Genomic DNA, 18,352 nt, shown 5'->3' with positions numbered 1-18,352 from the left:
ACTTTAATTTAGAAGTGTAGAAACAAAACAACTAAAAATAACAGTATGAAAAATTTAATCCTATTCGCCTTTTTATTCGGCATTTGTATCATCAATGCACAGGAGTTTCAATTAACGGATACCTACGATATCACGAACCAAAGAAATAGTGGTCAAGAAGAGGAAGATACATGGTTGGTAGATATTATAGTAACAAACAACCCAGAAAGTCATGTTGCGACATTGTCTATTCCAGATTTTGGTTTGTTAGATGGAATACGAATTTCGGTTTTAAGCAATCCTTATTTAGAGGATATCAATGAAATTTTAAAAGTAACGGTAGCGTATAATGCTTGCTGTTCAAGTAAGGAAGAGTACTATTATTTGGTCACCAATAAAAATGATTTTATCGCCTTGCCAAGTATAAAAAATGAGTATGCCTACGAACCAATTACAGATATACACTACATTTTTCCTAATCAGTTATTTGGCAAGGAAGGAACCATATTAAGAGCCGCGGTACAATACACACAAACAGCTACAATCAAAGATATTAAAGTACTTAGAAGCATTGCTTGGAACGATGATGACTTTGATACAGAAGACGCTATAACAGCAATTAATTATTAATAACCCTTAAAATTTAGAATTATGAAAAATTTGAAGAAAAGTGCCTTATTCCTATGCTTATTTGCATTTGTAAACATGTTCGCCCAAAGTGTAGAACAAGTAGAATTTGAAGTGATGGATAAAGATATTCCTGCAGAAGAATTAACGTATGAGTATTTATTGGCCCACAAAGTATTTCTTCGTGAAAAGCCATCGGTACGCAGTAAAAAAGTAACGCTATTGGATATTGGAACTAAAATGGTATTGTGGGAAAAGAGCTTGTACGTCAAAGAAATAGATGGTATTAAAAGTCACTGGTACCGTGTAACAACGGGTGACCAAACTGGCTGGGTATGGGGCGGAATGATCGCTCAGAAATCCTTTGGGAGTATTGCAGACAACCAAGTAAAGTTTGTGTACGGTTATGAAAGTAGTACCAAAAATGCATCCGGCGTTACGGAAACAACATACCAACTACGAGCCTTTAAAAATGGACAACAATTGGATAAAATGGTGTTAGATAGTTTGGCTGCGATTCCGGTTCATATTGAAAACCACGGTAGTTTAGGTCTGTTCAATGTAGAAGATGTGATTACAGTAGATTTAGCTGATAAAGACACAGGTTACCAAGTAGGTAAGAGCTACCTGTTTTGGAATAATGGTAGATTCAAGAAAGTGGCGGACTTAATAGATTATGCCGATACCAATTATTTAAAAACGGAGCATTTTGTTTTTCCGTCGGATATGCAAGGGGTAAAGAGTACCATTTTGTTGAAGACGACCATTACAAAGAATATTAAATCCTTAGATGATGCATTGGCTCAAGATAATGTAGAATTCATTACAACACCTTATGTGTGGAACGGTTCTAAGCTGATTAAAAAGGAAGATGTTCGTGAAATTAAGGATGATGCAGTAGTGAGTACTAATTTTTAAAGAACAGTTATGAATAAGTGTTTCATTTTAGTATTGGTTAGTGTGCTAATGCTTGGAAGTAAGAAGCCGTTTTCGCCACAGTCGGAAACGGCTCTTGCTTACCCGTTAGAAAAAGAACGAATAGTAGAATCCATCGTTTTTATTGCTGGTATTGATGAAGGTGATAACACCTATTATAACAATGCAAAACGGTATTTTGAAAAGCAAGGAATGCCAATTGTAGATAGCTTATGTACTATTGACGAGATCATAGCCTATGTAAACAAAGCAGGAGAGCAGCATATAAAATTTCAGGAAATTAACATTGTAAGCCATAGTAATGCCTGGCTGGGTATGTCTTTGAAAACTACAGTAAATGGCGAGCGTATTACGGTAAAAAGTTTACAACGTGCCATGGCTACCAATAGCATCGCATCTATTCGCGATGAGTTTATGAACGATACCAAGGTTATTTTTCACTCCTGTGGGTTAGGGAAAAACAAACAATTGTTAGAAGAATTGAAGCATGTCTTAGCGGCAGAACAAGTAATTGCTTCTCCTTATTTTAATGTTTTCGGCGGTAAGTATGCCGAACATTATTTGGCAAAACCCTACTACGGTTACTATCCAACGGCAGAGTCTAAAGGTCCGGCATACCTTGCTAAAGAGTTTGAGCAAGAATATCCCAATGTAGCAATCGAGTGGTTTACCGCGTTAAAGACCAGGCAAGAGTCTTCTTTTGGAGAAGCGTATAGTTTTAAATTCAATATTCCGGTTGAATGGGAATTTACTTTTGATTCCGTTACCGATATACCTACTTTAGAAGACAAAGAAGCTATTATGGATTGGATTTCGGAATCCCCTGAAATGGCTGAAGTGATTTATAAATTACAAATTCCGATAGAGAAATTCCGTTGGAGAAGTACGGTGAAAGGGAATAAGTTGATAATAAAAGGTAAAACAACCGTGCTGTGCATATTGGCACCTATTTTGCAGTCCAATGATGTAAATGAGTACCAAAATGCCACGGTAGAAGACCCTTCACTTTATCAAATATTATAGAGATAAAGGCGTTAATCTAAAACCTAAAATAAATCCATTTTTTGAAGTTATCTGTAAAATATGTGTTGATTGTTTTTTGTTTCTTCGGAACAATACAGTTGTTCGCGCAAAACAGTCAGCTACGCGCATATACCATTGCAGATGGTTTGCCACAGTCTCAGGTATATGATATGGTACAAGATGATATGGGTTACTTGTGGTTGGGTACACAAGGTGGCGGATTGGCAAATTTTGATGGAAATGCCTTTGAGGTATGGAATGAAAGTGATGGACTACTCTCCAACTACATAGACGCATTATACACCTCCAATGACTCGGTTTTTGTGGGTACTACGAAAGGACTTTCCATTAAAGTCAAGAATCAATTCGTCAATTTTGATGCTCCTCAAATACTTCAAATATATCCCGAGAAGCAAGTGCTGTATATTGGTACGAAAAGAGGAGTGTATACCTATACTAAGCGCAAAAAACTCAATAAAATATCCATCCATCCAGAGATAGATAAAAGTGAAATCAATTCAATTTTTTTTGATGGAAAAAACTACTGGCTAGCGACCAATAAGGCGCTATGGAAACTAAATGACTTAAACGATGCTGCCACCAAAATAAAGAAAGTTGAGGTCAATAACTTTAAGTCCGTTATTGTACATCAAAACAAAATTCTTGCGGCTACTTTTGATGATGGGGTATTTATCATCGATCAAGATAATAACGATGACCGGTTTCTAATGCCAGAACCATCACGCATAAATTCCATGTCAATTCAGAATGAAGATGAGTTGTGGATAACCACTGACAATGAAGGAATTACCGTTGTGGAAACCAATAAATTTTCAGAGATAAAAAGGTTGAATACCGCTAACGGTTTGGCTACTCCGCATATTAGAAAAGTAATTAACGACAATAATGGCAATATCTGGATTGCGACATCTGGTGGTGGTTTCTACAAATACTTTCAGAATAATTTTAAGCATTACAATCAGCGAACGGGTTTAAGGGGAAATAGAATTTACGCCGTACATAATGCTGCGGACGGACTATGGTTTTCAACTTCGGAAGCTGGTTTGGCAAAAATTGATTCTGCAGGAATACACGCCATACCTAACGAAGGTTCATTTTTTGATGTTAAAATCAAAACCATCACTAGCGATTCTAAAGGCAATATTTGGGCAGGATCAGATAACCGAGGGGTGTTGTTTAGGGAGACTAAAATGGTAGATAGTCTGGTATTCTCATCAAGCGAGACCTATTTAATACAGATAGATACGGTTGCGGTTAAAAAGACCATCAATCATATTATTGATGAAAGTAAAGGTTTTCCGTCCGATTGGGTACGAACCGTTATTGCAGCAGATGATTACGTATGGGCAGCAACCTATGCAGAGGGAATAGTGAAATTCAACTATTATTCCGATAAGGATAGCCTGGTCATAAAAAAGAAATTTACCACCCGTGATGGAATTACGGATATGCTCATCAAAGATTTCAAAAAAGACGTACAGGGTAAATTATGGTACGCTACACAAAACGGACATTTAGGTACTATTGAAAATAATAAGGTAACAAGTATTGCCACAGGTTTGGAGCAACAAACTGCAATTAATAGCATATTATTTCATGAAGATTACATTTTTCTAGGTACATCGGGTAAAGGGATTTGGTATGCGAACAGCACCAATCCTGTAAATTTTCAACAATTGAAAGGAGCTAAAAACGTATCGTCTAATAACATTTATCAGCTCATATTTGATGATCAAGGCTTTCTTTGGGCAGGTTCCGAACGGGGAGCGGATAAAATAGAATTGAGCACCGAAAATGAAATTGTAGATGTCTATCACTTTGGAAGAAATGACGGATTTTTAGGCATAGAAACGTGTTTAAATGCAGTAGATAAAGATGAAGACGGCAATTTGTGGTTTGGGGCAATTTATGGGTTAACAAAACATATTCCCAGTGAAAGCAAGAAAACGGCAGCGCCACCAACAGTATATTTTACAGGAGTAGAAGAGCGGTATAGGAATATTGATACTTTAGTTTTAAAAGATTGGACAAACAGCAACAAAGTTTTACAGTTATCTCCCGAGCAGACACAATTAGGTTTTTCCTTTAGAACGGTAGATGTAGACCACCCAAATGAGGTGGAATACAGAACAAAATTAGATGAAACGGAGTGGAGTCCGTGGGTTAAGGAGAACAAGCAGAATTTCGCTGGTCTGGCTTATGGATCTCATACTTTTCAAGTACAATCTAGAAATTACAGATGGCAAGAAAGCAAACCCATAAGATTTGGTTTTTTTATTGATAGTCCGCTATACCAAAAAGACTGGTTTCAATGGTCGATATTGGCGTTGGCGGTATTGCTGTTATTGGGAATAGGGATTTTTTATATCCGTAAAATCAAGGCAAAGAATAGAGCGGAACAAGAACGGTTAAAAACACAGAATTACTTACTTACTTTGGAGCAGAAAGCTCTGCAATTACAAATGAATCCCCATTTTATTTTTAATGTCTTGAACGGGGTAAAAGCTATGGCGGGTACCAAACCGGACAAGATGGATGCTACGATCAACAGCTTTGCCATTTTGTTGAGAGAAACTTTACAGAATTCAAGAAAAGAACACATAAGTCTAGACCAAGAAATAAAGGCGATACGACATTATATAGAAGTGGAAAAGTTGATGGCTCAAAAGCCTTTTAAATATACGGTTAATGTAGCAACCACTCCTGATGCAGAAGAGATTTTGATTCCCCCTATGTTGATTCAGCCCTTTGTGGAAAATGCCATTAGACATGGTATTTTAAAAGGCGAAAGACCTGGTAAATTGGAGATTACCTTTTCCACTACAAAAACTCATTTGCAATGTAGTATTGTTGATAACGGATTAGGTATTTTTAAATCGCAAAGCGAAAAACAAAAAACAGACCATCAATCAATGGCATTAACGGTGACCAAAGAAAGACTAGAATCAATTGCAGGTAAAAACAGCTTGCATATCAGTGAAATCAAAAATGAAGATGGTAGTATTGAAGGTACCAAGATTACCTTTAAAATACCTTTACTAACAGATTATTAAAAACCTATGCATACAGCGATAATAGTAGAAGATATGATTGACGCGTTAACCCTTTTAAAGAAGGATATTGAGACGCAACACCCAGAAATTGAAATTATCGCCACGGCGCAGAGTGTAGTGGAAGCCGCCAAGGTGCTACGTAAAAATCAGCCAGATATTCTATTTTTAGATATTATGTTGGGTGATGGTACGGGCTTTGATATTTTAGAGATTTTTCCAGACCTGAAGTCGAAAATAATCTTTGTAACCGCAAGTGATGAATTTGCCATACGCGCTTTTAAGTTTGCTGCAATCGACTATGTATTAAAACCTTATTCAAATGCCGATTTAAGTTTAGCCATTTCACGAGCAAAAGAGCAGTTGCAACCCAATAAAGAGCGTTTGCAGATTTTGAAGGAAACTATAGCAGCGCCAGAGAAAAAGCCGAACAAGATTTCGCTACATACGCTAGATCAAATTATCATTGTCAGTTTAGATGATATTATCAGATGTGAATCTGATAGTAATAATACTATTTTCCACCTTCAAGATAAACGCAAGATATTCGTAACAAAGACTTTAAAGTACTTTGCAGACCTTTTAAGTAGTCACGATTTCGTTCGTGTGCACCAAAGTCACTTGGTCAACCTACAATGCATTAGCGCCTATATAAAAACTGATGGCGGTTATTTAATGTTGAAGAATGGAGAAAATGTACCTGTATCTGTCCGCAAAAAAACCGAGATTATTGAGATTTTAGATAAGATGCATAGGTAGATTGGAAATTTGTAATAACATATTGATTTTTTCAGAATTAAAACATAATAACCACAGTTTTTCGAAGGACTTCCTGGGCAGTTAATTGTTGACACATAATTATATTTGATCAACTCTTGAATTATGGATATCCAAAAAAGTATTTTTTTCTTTGTCATTACATCACTTACCACTTTATCAATCTATTCTCAGAATAATGATGTGTCTTATTTAGAATTTATGTTCGGTAGAAGTACACATGGTTCTGCAGATATACCTGGCTATCATTACGGAATTAATTACGGTCAAGAATTAGCCAATAAACTATATTGGCAATTAGGTTTTGAAGGTACCTTAAATGATACTCCTGATTATTTTTTAACTTATGAAGATTCACAGGGTAATGAATATGATGGTTCTCTTCATACTGTAACTGCAGGATATCAATTGGTTTTGGGATTTAGGTATAATTTTATTGAATTAAATCGTCATCAATTTGGTACTTCTGTACTTTCAATGTTTAGATATCAAGCTACTTCACTTAGCGATTTTTATATTACCCTTTATCCGGCAGCTACAAATTTACCCATACCTGTAAGGGATATTACTAGATTAGAATCAGGACGTACCTTTGCTTTTGGCGGATCTTTGCGTTTGCATTATAGTTATGAAATTGCCAATTCATATTATGTTGGAGTCTTAGGAGCATTTCAAACCGATACTACTGGCGATACAGTTCCACACTATTCTTTAAAAATTGGGAGAAATTTTTAAAAAAAGAATACTGATATCAGAATATTAGTTTCTGTTTAACCCTTCCGAAGATCAAAATATCATCCCCATATTTTTACATAATTCTCAAAAGCATCAAATTAAGTTATATTTTATGTTAAGGTTAACATAATTGTTTCAAAAGCCTGTCTATTTTTAGGGAGCTAGAATTTACGGCAGAAAATTACCTACCAACTTTCTAGAAAATCGGACATTGTAAGAACTCACTATATATGTTATTCTTTAGAGTTTCATATGGTATTATAAAGAACCAATTTAAAACTAACACATGAAAAGAAGAGATTTTGTACAGTACGCCGGGTTGGGTGCCGGAGCACTAATGATGCCATCATTATTGCTAGGAAATGACATCCCCACAGAGGCTTTACTAGAACCTGGTATGGATACCTTGGTAAAAAAGAGAATGGCAGATGTGGCATTGAACACTGCCAAATCTTTAGGAGCAACATATGCAGATACCAGAATTGGTAGGTATCTGAACCAATATGTATTCACTAGGGAAGATAAAGTACAGAATGTAGTAAATACAGAATCTTTCGGTATTGGTATTCGTGTTATTGCTAATGGAACCTGGGGTTTTGCCTCTACCAATAGCGTTACCGAAGACGGTATTAAAAAAGCTACCGAGCAGGCAGTTGCCATTGCAAAAGCAAACTCTAAAATTCAAAAAGAACCGGTAAAGTTAGCTCCTGTTAAAGCATATGGAGAGGTGTCTTGGAAAACACCGATCAAAAAAGATTTTAAAGAAGTTCCTGTTTCAGAAAAGGTAGACCTATTATTAAGTGCAAATGCCGCCGCTTTGGATAATGGAGCAAACTTTGTGAACTCCGCCTTATTTATGGTTAACGAGCAAAAATACTTTGCATCGACCGATGGTTCTTACATAGATCAAGACATTCACCGTTTATGGCCTACTTTGAGAGTTACCGCAGTTGATAAATCTGCAGGTACTTTTAAAACTAGGGAAAATATGAGTGCTCCCGTAGGTATGGGCTATGAGTATCTAGACGGATTAGAATCTGAAAAACTTGAAGGTCCTGCAGGTTTACGCTTATACAGAAATAGCTACGATATGGTAGAAGATGCTACTATGGCAGCAAAACAAGCTAAAGAAAAATTAACCGCAAAATCTGTTGATGCCGGTAAATATGATTTGGTTTTAGAGCCAAATCACCTTGGGTTGACTATTCACGAATCTGTGGGTCACCCATTAGAATTAGATCGAGTATTAGGTTACGAAGCAAATTATGCCGGTACTAGTTTCGCCTCTTTAGATAAATTGAAATCGGGCAATTTTAAATATGGCAGCGATATTGTAAACCTTGTTGCAGATAAGACCCAAGTTGGTTCTTTAGGCGCTGTTGGATATGATGATGAAGGAGTGAAAGCTAAGAAATGGGATTTAGTTCGAAACGGAGTATTGACAAATTTCCAAGCCATACGTGACCAAGCACATATGATCGGAGAAGAGGAATCTCACGGTTGTTGCTATGCACAAAGTTGGGACGATGTTCAGTTTCAACGTATGCCAAACGTATCATTAGAGCCGGGCAAGGAAAAGTATTCAATTGCCGAAATGATTAAAGATGTGGAAAAAGGTATTTACATAGCAGGTCGTGGATCGTACTCTATAGATCAGCAACGTTACAATTTCCAATTTGGTGGTACTGTATTTTATGAAATCAAAAATGGTGAAATAGTAGGTATGTTAGAAGACGTAGCCTACCAAAGCAACACTCAAGAGTTTTGGAATTCATGTGTTAAGATTTGCGATAAAGATGATTACCGTTTATTCGGTACATTCTTCGATGGTAAAGGGCAGCCTTCTCAGGTAAGCGCTGTATCCCATGGTAGTTCAACTGCCAGGTTCAATGATGTAAACGTAATTAACACTGGTAGAAACATTTAATTGGTTCACCTAAAAAAGGACAACAATGGCAATTTATACAAAAGAAGAAGCAAAAAAAATATTGGAGAAGGCGTTGAGCTTTTCCAAAGCCGATACCTGCGAGATAAATCTAAGCGGTTATAATAGCGGAAATATTAGGTATGCACGTAATACAGTATCTACGGCAGGATTCAGTTCTAACCAAAGTCTGGCGGTACAGTCTAGTTTTGGTAAAAAATCAGGAACGGCAACTATAGACGAGTTTGATGATGCGTCACTTGAAAAAGTAGTGAGAAGAGCAGAAGAACTTGCACAATTATCTCCAGAGAATCCTGAGTTTATGGAGCCTTTAGGTCCGCAAGAGTATGATGAGGCAATAACGTTTAGTGAATCTACCGCCAATATAACTCCAGAATACAGAGCTGAGGTAGCAAGTAGCAGTATTGTTCCTGCAGATGCAAAAGATGTTACTGCAGCAGGATTTTTAAATGACTCGGCAGGGTTTAGCGCAATGATCAATTCTAAGGGTTTGTTCGCTTACAATAAATCTACGGATGTAGATTTTACCGTAACCATGCGCACCAATGACGGTACAGGATCTGGTTGGGTATCAAGGGATTTTAACGATGTTGATAAGTTCGATGCTGATGAAGCTGCAAAAACGGCAATCGACAAGGCAGTACTTTCTAGAGAAGCGAAAGCTATTGAGCCTGGTAAGTATACGGTAATATTAGAGCCAGCTGCATCGGCAGATTTGTTACGTAATATGTTCCGTTCTTTGAATGCCCGTTCAGCTGATGAAGGCAGAAGCTTTATGTCTGCTGCAGATGGTAAAAATAAAATAGGTCAAAAAATAGTTGACGAACGCGTTAATATTTATTCTGACCCGTTGAATCCAGAAGTACCTACAGCGACTTGGAACGGACAAGGGCAACCTTTAAAAAAGACAAGTTGGATTGAAAACGGAGTCGTTAAAAACTTGGCGTATGATCGTTTTTGGGCAAAGGAGAAAGGTGTTGATCCGGTTCCTTTTCCATCGAATGCGATTATGACCGGTGGCGATGCAAGTTTAGAAGACTTGATCAAGAGTACTAAAAAAGGAATTCTAGTAACACGTTTGTGGTACATACGTAGTGTGGATCCACAGACCTTATTATATACGGGACTAACAAGGGACGGAACGTTTTACATAGAAAACGGAGAAATTAAATATCCTGTAAAAAACTTCAGGTTTAATGAGAGTCCGATCATTATGTTGAACAATCTAGAAACCCTTGGGAAACAAGTACGTATCAATGGTAATTTAATACCCTATATGAAAGTGCGCGACTTTACGTTTACCAGTCTTTCAGATGCGGTTTAATCAATAATAATACATTAGAAACTGGTTGTTTGTGACACTTCACAACAACCAGTTTTCTTTTTTAAGCGGAATAAAAACACTAATTACTTGCCCTTGAGCAACGAATTTTTCTTTACGAGATTACAGTATGAATCCGGCGATTGGGATGTGGATCAGCGTATGCCATCCAACTTGTTAAATTCATTGGTGGAGTATACAATCTTGAAAGTTGACACCCAAGAAAAGATAATCACCCTCGCCAGCGATGATATTTTTAAGAGTCCGTTTTGCTATATCTCAGGACATAAATTGGTGGAGTTTACCAAAAAGGAACAAGAGAATTTTGAGAAATATGTCCGCAACGGAGGATTTGTTTTCGCAGATGATTGTAATCATGATATAGACGGGTTGTTCGCCAAGTCTTTCGAGCGGCAAATGGAAGAAATATTTGGTCCGTCCGCATTAAAAAAAATACCCAACGACCACGAAATCTATACCATATTCTTTGACTTTGAAGACGGTCCGCCGACCACGTCACAAGAGCTGAACGGCTGGGGAGATGATCTGGTGCACGATTATTTAAAGGCAATTGTCATCAATGGAAGAATAGGGGTATTGTACAGTAACAAAGATTACGGTTGCGAGTGGGATTATGATTTTAGAAATAAACGTTGGTACAAAATAGACAATACACGGTTTGGGGTCAACATCGTCATGTATGCCCTAACCTCATAAACACATTTTTGAATGGATAAAGAATTACAACGCATTGCAGATGAGGTAGAAATGCTTTCCGGTAAATTGAGCGCCCTAAAGCTGGAAATTGGAAAAGTAATTATTGGTCAAGAAGAAACCGTATCGCAGTTACTGATTACGTTTTTGGCCGGTGGTCATGCTTTGTTAGAAGGGGTTCCCGGTTTGGCAAAAACCTTAATGATCAGAACTTTGGCAAATGCAATCGATTTAAAGTTTAAAAGAATACAGTTTACGCCCGATCTAATGCCTTCGGATATTATCGGTACCGAAATTTTGGAGGAAGATCATACTACAGGTAAAAAGTTCTTCAAATTCAACAAGGGACCTATATTTTCCAATATTATCCTGGCGGATGAAATTAACCGTACTCCACCAAAAACACAGGCTGCCTTGCTGGAAGCTATGCAGGAGTTTGAGGTAACCTACGGAGATAAAACCTATCCGCTAGATAAACCGTTCTTTATTCTAGCAACACAAAACCCAATTGAACAGTCAGGTACATTTGTACTGCCGGAAGCTCAGCAAGACAGGTTTTTACTGTACATCAAAATTGGATATCCTACGCAGAAGGACGAAGAAGCCATCCTAAAAGCGACAACGGGTACCTTTAAAAAGAAGCTAAATAGAGTTATTTCAGGCGAAGATATCGTACGGTTGCAAGCATTGGTACGTGAAGTATCGATCAGTGATGCCCTTATTAGTTTTGTGAGTGATATTATTCGGGCAACACGTCCAGAAACCACTACGGATTCTTATGTGAAAGACTGGGTAGACTGGGGGGCAGGACCGCGTGCAGGTCAAGCAATGATCTTAACGGCAAAGGCTAACGCATTGTTAGAAGGTAGGTTAGCGGTAACTCTAAATGATATTAAAGCAGTGGCATTGCCAGTACTTCGCCATAGGGTGTTGGTCAATTTTAGAGCAGAAGCAGAAGGCATAACATCAGATAAAGTGGCTACACATTTATTGAATGCTATTGAAATAAAAGGCAAGTAAACAACGCTCCATTATCGAGTACATGGCAAAACAGGATTATCACGATTTATTAAAACCAGAGGTCATCAATACGGTTGAGGGACTTTCCTTGATATCCAGAATTGTGGTCGAGGGTTTTACCTCTGGTTTAAATAGAAGTGCCAGTGTGGGTCCTGGTATGGAGTTTAGTCAATACAGAGGTTACGAACCTGGTGACGATTTACGTTTGTTAGACTGGAAAATGTTAGCGCGTTCTGGCAGGTACTATATTAAACAGTCCGAAATTGAGAGTCAGGTAACCATTAAGTTCATTGTCGATACCAGTGCTTCAATGCTGCATAAAGAAAAAGACTTATCGAAGGTTGATTTTGTACGCGTGTTGGTGGCTACATTAGCATACATGGCTCATAAGCAAGGTGACGCTCTTGGACTTTTTGCTTTAAATGAAAGTGATGTGGTCAGTATTTACCCCAAGGCAGATAAAAAGCATTATAACAGATTGCTGCTAGAACTCATCAATCTCTCAAATACCGGCAAGTGGCCCGAAACCCATATTTCAAATAAACGCATACCCAACAGAGGAGGGAAGGAACTGATTTTTTTCCTGACGGATATGTATGAAACCAGCGAGGAGATTTCAAAGTTTATAAAAGGATTGAAATCTGCCAGAAATGAGGTAGTGGTGTTGCAAGTTATGGGTGCCGCGGAGATGGATTTTAGTTATAGATCCAACATCACCTTTGAAGATTGGGAAACAGGCGCAAGAATAAAGGTGGATACGCAGCAGGCTAAAACCGATTATTTAAATGCGCTGGAGATAAGGCTAAAAAAAATCAAGGAAGAATTGCTGTCTAACGGAATAGATCACCATGTTTTTAGAATGGATACACCATTAGGGGAAGCGCTTCAACTATTTTTAAAACAACGAAAAAGACTCGGTTAATATGTCATTCGCACATCCTTCTTATTTATGGGCTTTATTGGGACTTTTGGTTCCAATAGCAATTCATTTATGGAGTAAGAAAGAGGCAAAGACCATAAAAATTGGTAGCGTTCAATTGTTATCAGAATCAAAATCGAAGCAATCTAGTAGCATTCAATTGAATGAGTGGTGGTTATTATTGTTGCGCATAGGTATTATTTCGCTGTTGGTTGTATTGTTGGCAAAGCCACAATGGTATTCAAAAGTGAGTAACAAAACCCTCACCTATATAGTAGAACCCAAACTTGCGCAGCACTTGTCTTTTACGTCCCGTTTTAATGAATTAGATGAAAGTCAGGAAATAAGACTTTTTAAAAATGGTTTACCACTCATAGAAAACGAAGAGCAAACAATAAATGAACATGATGTACAAGACTATTGGGCATTAGCATCTGAAATGGATGGTTTACATACCGATAGCATTGTTGTTTTTACAACCGGATTGGCAAGCGGATTAAAAGGAGCAAGACCAGAAACCAAACATCATATTAATTGGATAGTAATCGACTACGCCTTATCAAAAGATCAACCATTATTAGCTTATAAAAAGGATGACGGATTACAATTGTATACGGCAAGGAGCGCTTCTGAAGAAACGAAAATCAGTAATAAGTTAATAACGCTAGGAAATGAATATGCGCTAAACGGGCAAGGCGATAGTCTTTTGATTTCTAAGGATGGAGCTAGTAAATCCGTCCCAGTGTTTACGCAAGACCCAATCGAAGTATCTATAGTTTATTCTGATAGTTTAACAGCCGATAAAACATATGTAGAAGCAGCCTTAAAAGCACTTTCTGTTTACTTGGATAGGGAAATTATGGTGGAAACGAAGTCAGATATTGAAGATTTTATAAAAGAAGAAGCCGATGTAGTTATTTGGTTGAGTAATAAGTACTATCCAAAAACTGATCAGAAGCTTTTTGTTTGGAAAGAAGATGCAATGGCGCAATCTATCATAACTGTTGGGGAAGATGATAGTCGATTTTATTTGACCAAACATATCAACTCAGAAAATGCAGTATCAGAACGGTTAACGGAGAAGTTGCTGGGTGTTTTAGATGTAAACAGCGAGGTAGAACGGCTATTGGAAGAAGTAGATCATAGATCTGTAACGGCATCAGAATTGGAAACCACTTTTACACCCAGTAAAGAGAAGCAAAAACAATTGGCAAGCTGGAATGTGAATCCGTATTTATGGTTGGTCTTATTTGTATTGTTATTGGTAGAACGCTTTGTGGCATATAAACGTAAACAGTAATGGAGCAGGGCAAAATACACTTGATGAAATTTCAGAAGCGATGGCAGTTGTTGTCATATGCTGAGGTTCTATTGTATGCCTTGGGCTTAGCGGTGCTTTGTTATTTTATTGCCAAAAATGTAGTGATTAGCTTAGTTGTTTTCCTCATTGGTTTGTTACTTTTTATACTGATAAAAAAGCCTTGGCAACATAACTTATTTTCCACAAGTACATATGTTGATGCACATGTTTCAGAAGCGTCTTTTAGTAGTGGACTCCTATTACAACCCGAAGATTCGTTATCCAATCTAGCCAAATTACAACGTTATAAAGTTGCTCAAGAGCTTTCGGTTAAGTTAGGCTTGTTGACTCCTCCCAACGCCATAAAACAAGCGCTATTAGTATTGTTAGGCTGTATAATACTTGGGTTCGTAATTGATAAGTTACAAGTATTCAGTGGGGTTGACCAAATATTGAATAATCCCAATAATTCAGAACAAATTCAATTTATAGCGACAGATAGTTTAAAAGGAAAAAGCCTAGTTCCAAAAATAGAAACACAAGAAATTAAAGTGCTTTATCCCTCTTATACCAGATTGGGCGGTACAACTACAACAGATCCCAATATTAAGGCGGTAAAAGGTTCAACAGTACAATGGAAACTTCACTTTGATCATCCGGTCAATGACCCGGTATTGGATATAATGGGAGAATTAAAGCCTTTACGGAAAGTCGGCTTAGGGTACCAAATTCAATTACCATTAACAACTTCGGGTTTTTACAGCTTTAAATTTAAAAATGAAGAAGGAACGGCGTTTACGTCCGATTTATTCTCGTTGGAAGCGATACCTGATAATCCGCCTGAAATAGAGATTCTTGGGTTGGTGCAGTACACGTATTTTGATTTTTCAGACAAAAAGGTTGTCGAACTACAAAGTGCAATTACCGATGATTTTGGAATTGATGAAAGCTACATCATCGCTACGGTAAGTAAAGGAACGGGAGAGTCTGTAAAATTTAGGGAAGAGAAATTAAGTTTTAAGGAAACCATTTCAAAAGGAACGAAATCAATGCGAGCAACAAAATCATTGGATTTAGATGCCTTAAAAATGGAAATGGGCGACGAGCTGTATTTTTATATAGAAGCGTTTGATGAAAAACAGCCCAAACGAAATGTAGCACGTAGCGAAACTTATTTTGCGGTAATAAAAGATACCGTTGGCGAGCAATTTGGTGTGGAAGGAACTTTAGGCGTAGACCAAATGCCAGATTATTTTAGAAGTCAGCGACAACTGATTATAGACACGGAGAAATTAATAAAGGATAAACCCACCATTTCAATTCAAGAATTTAAGTCGAGAAGTAATGAACTCGGGTTTGACCAAAAAGCGTTGCGTTTAAAATATGGTCAGTTCATGGGCGATGAATCTGAGATGGAGGAAGCACCTGCCGAGATCGAAAGTCATGAAGAAGGTGAAGACCATGATCATGCTGAAGATCAAGAAAGTATGTTAAAAGAATTTATGCACGACCATGATGGTGATAACGAGCATAATTTGGTAGAACAACATGAGCACGAAAATGAAAACGATTCAGAACCTGAAGATCCGTTGCACGATTACCTTCATAATCATGATGATCCAGAAGAATCTACCTTGTTTGAAGAATCACTAAAAACAAAACTGCGAAAGGCATTAAGCATTATGTGGGATGCCGAACTGTATTTAAGGTTATATGAGCCCGAAAAGTCCTTGCCATTTCAGTATGATGCTTTAAAATTTATACAAGAAATAAAAAATAGTGCCCGTATTTATGTACATCGCATAGGTTTTGATCCACCACCTATAAAAGAAGATAGTAGGTTAACCGGTGAAATAAAGGATATTAAAAATTACAATAAGAACGAGTCTAAAGAGGCAGAACAACCTTTTGAAGCCATCGAAGAAGCAGTTAGAAGACTTGAACAATTGGTGCATAAAGAAAGCGATTACAAAGAGAATGATACCGCCCTTTTTACTGCTGCAGGCAATGAGCTGGCACAATTGGCAATAGACAATCCTGGTAAGCATTTACAGGTGTTACAAGGGTTAAAAAGTATTGAGAACAATACAGGGAGAACCCTCGAGAATTATCGGTTTGTGCAAAAAGGCTTGTTATTGGCTTTACCGGATTCACCACAAAAACCCGGTGCGAAAAAAATGTATGTAGACAAAATCAATTCACTATTTCTAAAACAATTGGAAGTGTATGATTGATGGTTTCTCATTTTTGCAGCAAGAATTGTTGATACCCGTTATTTTGGGTAGTCTATTGGTATTTTTAGCTTTCGTTTTCAAGGAATGGAATACAAGAAGCAGTGGCAGATTTTTATTAAATAGTGTCGTTGCATTCGTAACTGTGCTTGCTTTAATGTGTATTGTATTAGAGCCTACGAAAGAGGTGGAAATGCAGCACCAACAAGGACTTCTTTTAACTAGTGGATTTGCAAAAGAGGAACAGGACAGCTTAGAGCGAGTTTATAAAGGCTTGGAAATACTGGAATATAATCCTAAGAAATCGATTCGTGCGAGTTTAGATTCCTTAACTAGTGTATTGGTTATTGGAAATGGTCTGGAAGAATTTGATTTTTATAAGTTGGATAGTATCCCAACAACCTATTTGCCTAATGAAGTACCATCGGGAATTACAAGGTTAAAATTCACCCAGCAGTTGAATTTAGGTGAAGACCTGATTATGGAGGGCAAATACGACCAACCCAAAAAAAGTTCTTTCTTGGTACTGCAAGACTCGAGAGGAAATGGGCTGGATTCTCTTCAGTTTAGTGATGCTTCTATACTTGATTTTTCATTGAAAGCCGTGCCCAAGGTCAGTGGTAATTTTGTATATCAATTAGCGGAAAAAGATAGTTTAGGAAATAGGATTGAGACCAACCCAATACCCATAACTATTAAAGAAAAGGAACCGGTGCGTATCTTGATTTTAAACACTTTCCCTACGTTCGAAACAAAATATCTAAAGAACTTTTTGGCTGATGAGGGCTACAAAGTAACTGTGCGTAGTCAGCTCACCAAAGGCAAGTATAAATTTGAATATTTTAACACGAAGGCATCACCGATATATCAATTTTCATTGGAATCTTTAAAGCAATATGATGCGTTAATAGTAGATACGGAAACCTATTTTAATTTTGGAAAATCCGTCAAGAGCAACTTTGAAAATAGCATTCGTGAAAACGGATTGGGATTGTTTATACAGCCAAGTGAGAAGCTTTTTAATTTAGGGGCTAAAACTTCTTATTTTAGTTTTAAAAGAGATGGTAGAAATGTATTTCAATTGCCGAATGCTAACATAACCGTGGAAAAATATCCATTTCGCTTCAATGATGCATTTGCTGTACATCCTATCAATGCTCATGAATCTGGTAATTTATCCTATTACAAACAATTGGGCTTAGGTAGAGTTGCAAGTACAACATTGCTAAATAGTTATCAGTTGCTTTTAAAAGGAGAAGAGCAAGCATATGCGAAAATATGGACCCAAATTTTAGATAAAATTGTAAAGCAAAAAGAACAAGCGGTCGATTGGGAATCACAAACTGAATTTCCCAAAGAAGGTGAGCCTTTTAATTTTGAATTACGGACAAATTTAGAAGAACTGTCGGTGGTAAATAATGAAGGTAATTGTGTTCCTTTGCTTCAGAATTCAACGGTACCTTTTAAATATTCGGCAACGACATATCCGAAGAAAAAAGGATGGAATACTTTAGCAGTGGAGGGTGATAGCACTACATCATTTTCTTATTATGTGTATGATGCCAACAGTTGGCAATCTTTAAGTGCTTCCATAAAAATAGCTGCGAACAAAAAACAATTTGGTAATGATCCTAAAGAAAATAGGACGGTTATGGTTAACCGTCCTATTTCTCTTATTCTATTCTATTTACTGTTTTTATTAGGGGCAGGGTGGTTATGGCTATCACCAAAATTATCCGCCGAAAATTAAAACG

Annotated in this window: 14 protein-coding genes; all 14 read left to right on the top strand. The window is 37.3% G+C overall.

Annotated features, from left to right (window positions below; all coding sequences use genetic code 11):
• Positions 1–45 precede the first annotated feature (45 nt).
• The 14 genes from DFQ03_RS10855 to DFQ03_RS10790 all read left to right on the top strand — a co-directional run bounded on the left by DFQ03_RS10855 (position 46) and on the right by DFQ03_RS10790 (position 18,348).
• Positions 46–609, top strand: a complete 564-nt coding sequence (locus DFQ03_RS10855) for a hypothetical protein (protein WP_133673212.1) — start codon at positions 46–48, stop codon at positions 607–609.
• Positions 610–630: 21 nt separating this feature from the next.
• Positions 631–1,524, top strand: coding sequence for an SH3 domain-containing protein (locus tag DFQ03_RS10850; RefSeq protein WP_133673211.1), 894 nt, complete (start codon positions 631–633; stop codon positions 1,522–1,524).
• 9 nt (positions 1,525–1,533) lie between these two features.
• Positions 1,534–2,565, top strand: coding sequence for a hypothetical protein (locus DFQ03_RS10845; protein WP_133673210.1), 1,032 nt, complete (start codon positions 1,534–1,536; stop codon positions 2,563–2,565).
• A gap of 41 nt (positions 2,566–2,606) precedes the next feature.
• Entirely contained in the window at positions 2,607–5,639 is a 3,033-nt protein-coding gene (locus DFQ03_RS10840; RefSeq protein WP_133673209.1) for a sensor histidine kinase, read from the top strand.
• A 6-nt stretch (positions 5,640–5,645) separates the two neighbouring features.
• Positions 5,646–6,395, top strand: a complete 750-nt coding sequence (locus DFQ03_RS10835) for a LytR/AlgR family response regulator transcription factor (protein WP_133673208.1) — start codon at positions 5,646–5,648, stop codon at positions 6,393–6,395.
• Positions 6,396–6,518: 123 nt separating this feature from the next.
• On the top strand, positions 6,519–7,148 hold the full coding sequence (locus DFQ03_RS10830; protein WP_133673207.1) for a hypothetical protein: 630 nt from the start codon (positions 6,519–6,521) through the stop codon (positions 7,146–7,148).
• Positions 7,149–7,434: 286 nt separating this feature from the next.
• Positions 7,435–9,075 carry a TldD/PmbA family protein gene (locus DFQ03_RS10825; protein ID WP_133673206.1) on the top strand — a complete coding sequence of 547 codons (1,641 nt, stop codon included), beginning with the start codon at positions 7,435–7,437 and terminating at the stop codon, positions 9,073–9,075.
• Between the two features lie 25 nt (positions 9,076–9,100).
• Complete coding sequence (locus DFQ03_RS10820; protein WP_133673205.1) at positions 9,101–10,417, top strand: TldD/PmbA family protein; 1,317 nt, start codon at positions 9,101–9,103, stop codon at positions 10,415–10,417.
• Positions 10,418–10,510: 93 nt separating this feature from the next.
• Complete coding sequence (locus tag DFQ03_RS10815; protein ID WP_133673204.1) at positions 10,511–11,131, top strand: DUF4159 domain-containing protein; 621 nt, start codon at positions 10,511–10,513, stop codon at positions 11,129–11,131.
• A gap of 12 nt (positions 11,132–11,143) precedes the next feature.
• Positions 11,144–12,148 (top strand): AAA family ATPase, encoded by a 1,005-nt coding sequence (locus DFQ03_RS10810; RefSeq protein ID WP_133673203.1) that lies wholly within the window; start codon positions 11,144–11,146, stop codon positions 12,146–12,148.
• A gap of 22 nt (positions 12,149–12,170) precedes the next feature.
• A complete protein-coding gene (locus tag DFQ03_RS10805; RefSeq protein WP_133673202.1) occupies positions 12,171–13,070 on the top strand; it encodes a DUF58 domain-containing protein in 900 nt (299 codons plus the stop codon).
• 1 nt (position 13,071) lies between these two features.
• Positions 13,072–14,367: a BatA domain-containing protein gene (locus tag DFQ03_RS10800; RefSeq protein ID WP_133673201.1), complete on the top strand. Its 1,296-nt coding sequence runs from the start codon at positions 13,072–13,074 to the stop codon at positions 14,365–14,367.
• A 23-nt stretch (positions 14,368–14,390) separates the two neighbouring features.
• The gene (locus tag DFQ03_RS10795) at positions 14,391–16,601 is read left to right on the top strand and encodes a tryptophan-rich sensory protein (RefSeq protein WP_243834478.1); all 2,211 of its coding nucleotides are present in this window, start codon (positions 14,391–14,393) and stop codon (positions 16,599–16,601) included.
• Positions 16,594–18,348 (top strand): hypothetical protein, encoded by a 1,755-nt coding sequence (locus DFQ03_RS10790; RefSeq protein ID WP_133673199.1) that lies wholly within the window; start codon positions 16,594–16,596, stop codon positions 18,346–18,348. The genes DFQ03_RS10795 and DFQ03_RS10790 overlap by 8 nt, the downstream gene beginning before the upstream one ends.
• Positions 18,349–18,352: the final 4 nt, after the last annotated feature.

Source organism: Maribacter caenipelagi (assembly GCF_004364175.1).
GTDB lineage: Bacteria > Bacteroidota > Bacteroidia > Flavobacteriales > Flavobacteriaceae > Maribacter > Maribacter caenipelagi.
This window is presented reverse-complemented; position numbering and strand designations above follow the sequence as displayed.

Coding starts and splice junctions, on each gene's coding strand:
- DFQ03_RS10855 (WP_133673212.1), top strand. CDS start 46: ATGAAAAATTTAATCCTATTCGCCTTTTTATTCGGCATTTGTATCATC.
- DFQ03_RS10850 (WP_133673211.1), top strand. CDS start 631: ATGAAAAATTTGAAGAAAAGTGCCTTATTCCTATGCTTATTTGCATTT.
- DFQ03_RS10845 (WP_133673210.1), top strand. CDS start 1,534: ATGAATAAGTGTTTCATTTTAGTATTGGTTAGTGTGCTAATGCTTGGA.
- DFQ03_RS10835 (WP_133673208.1), top strand. CDS start 5,646: ATGCATACAGCGATAATAGTAGAAGATATGATTGACGCGTTAACCCTT.
- DFQ03_RS10830 (WP_133673207.1), top strand. CDS start 6,519: ATGGATATCCAAAAAAGTATTTTTTTCTTTGTCATTACATCACTTACC.
- DFQ03_RS10825 (WP_133673206.1), top strand. CDS start 7,435: ATGAAAAGAAGAGATTTTGTACAGTACGCCGGGTTGGGTGCCGGAGCA.
- DFQ03_RS10820 (WP_133673205.1), top strand. CDS start 9,101: ATGGCAATTTATACAAAAGAAGAAGCAAAAAAAATATTGGAGAAGGCG.
- DFQ03_RS10810 (WP_133673203.1), top strand. CDS start 11,144: ATGGATAAAGAATTACAACGCATTGCAGATGAGGTAGAAATGCTTTCC.
- DFQ03_RS10805 (WP_133673202.1), top strand. CDS start 12,171: ATGGCAAAACAGGATTATCACGATTTATTAAAACCAGAGGTCATCAAT.
- DFQ03_RS10800 (WP_133673201.1), top strand. CDS start 13,072: ATGTCATTCGCACATCCTTCTTATTTATGGGCTTTATTGGGACTTTTG.
- DFQ03_RS10795 (WP_243834478.1), top strand. CDS start 14,391: ATGAAATTTCAGAAGCGATGGCAGTTGTTGTCATATGCTGAGGTTCTA.
- DFQ03_RS10790 (WP_133673199.1), top strand. CDS start 16,594: ATGATTGATGGTTTCTCATTTTTGCAGCAAGAATTGTTGATACCCGTT.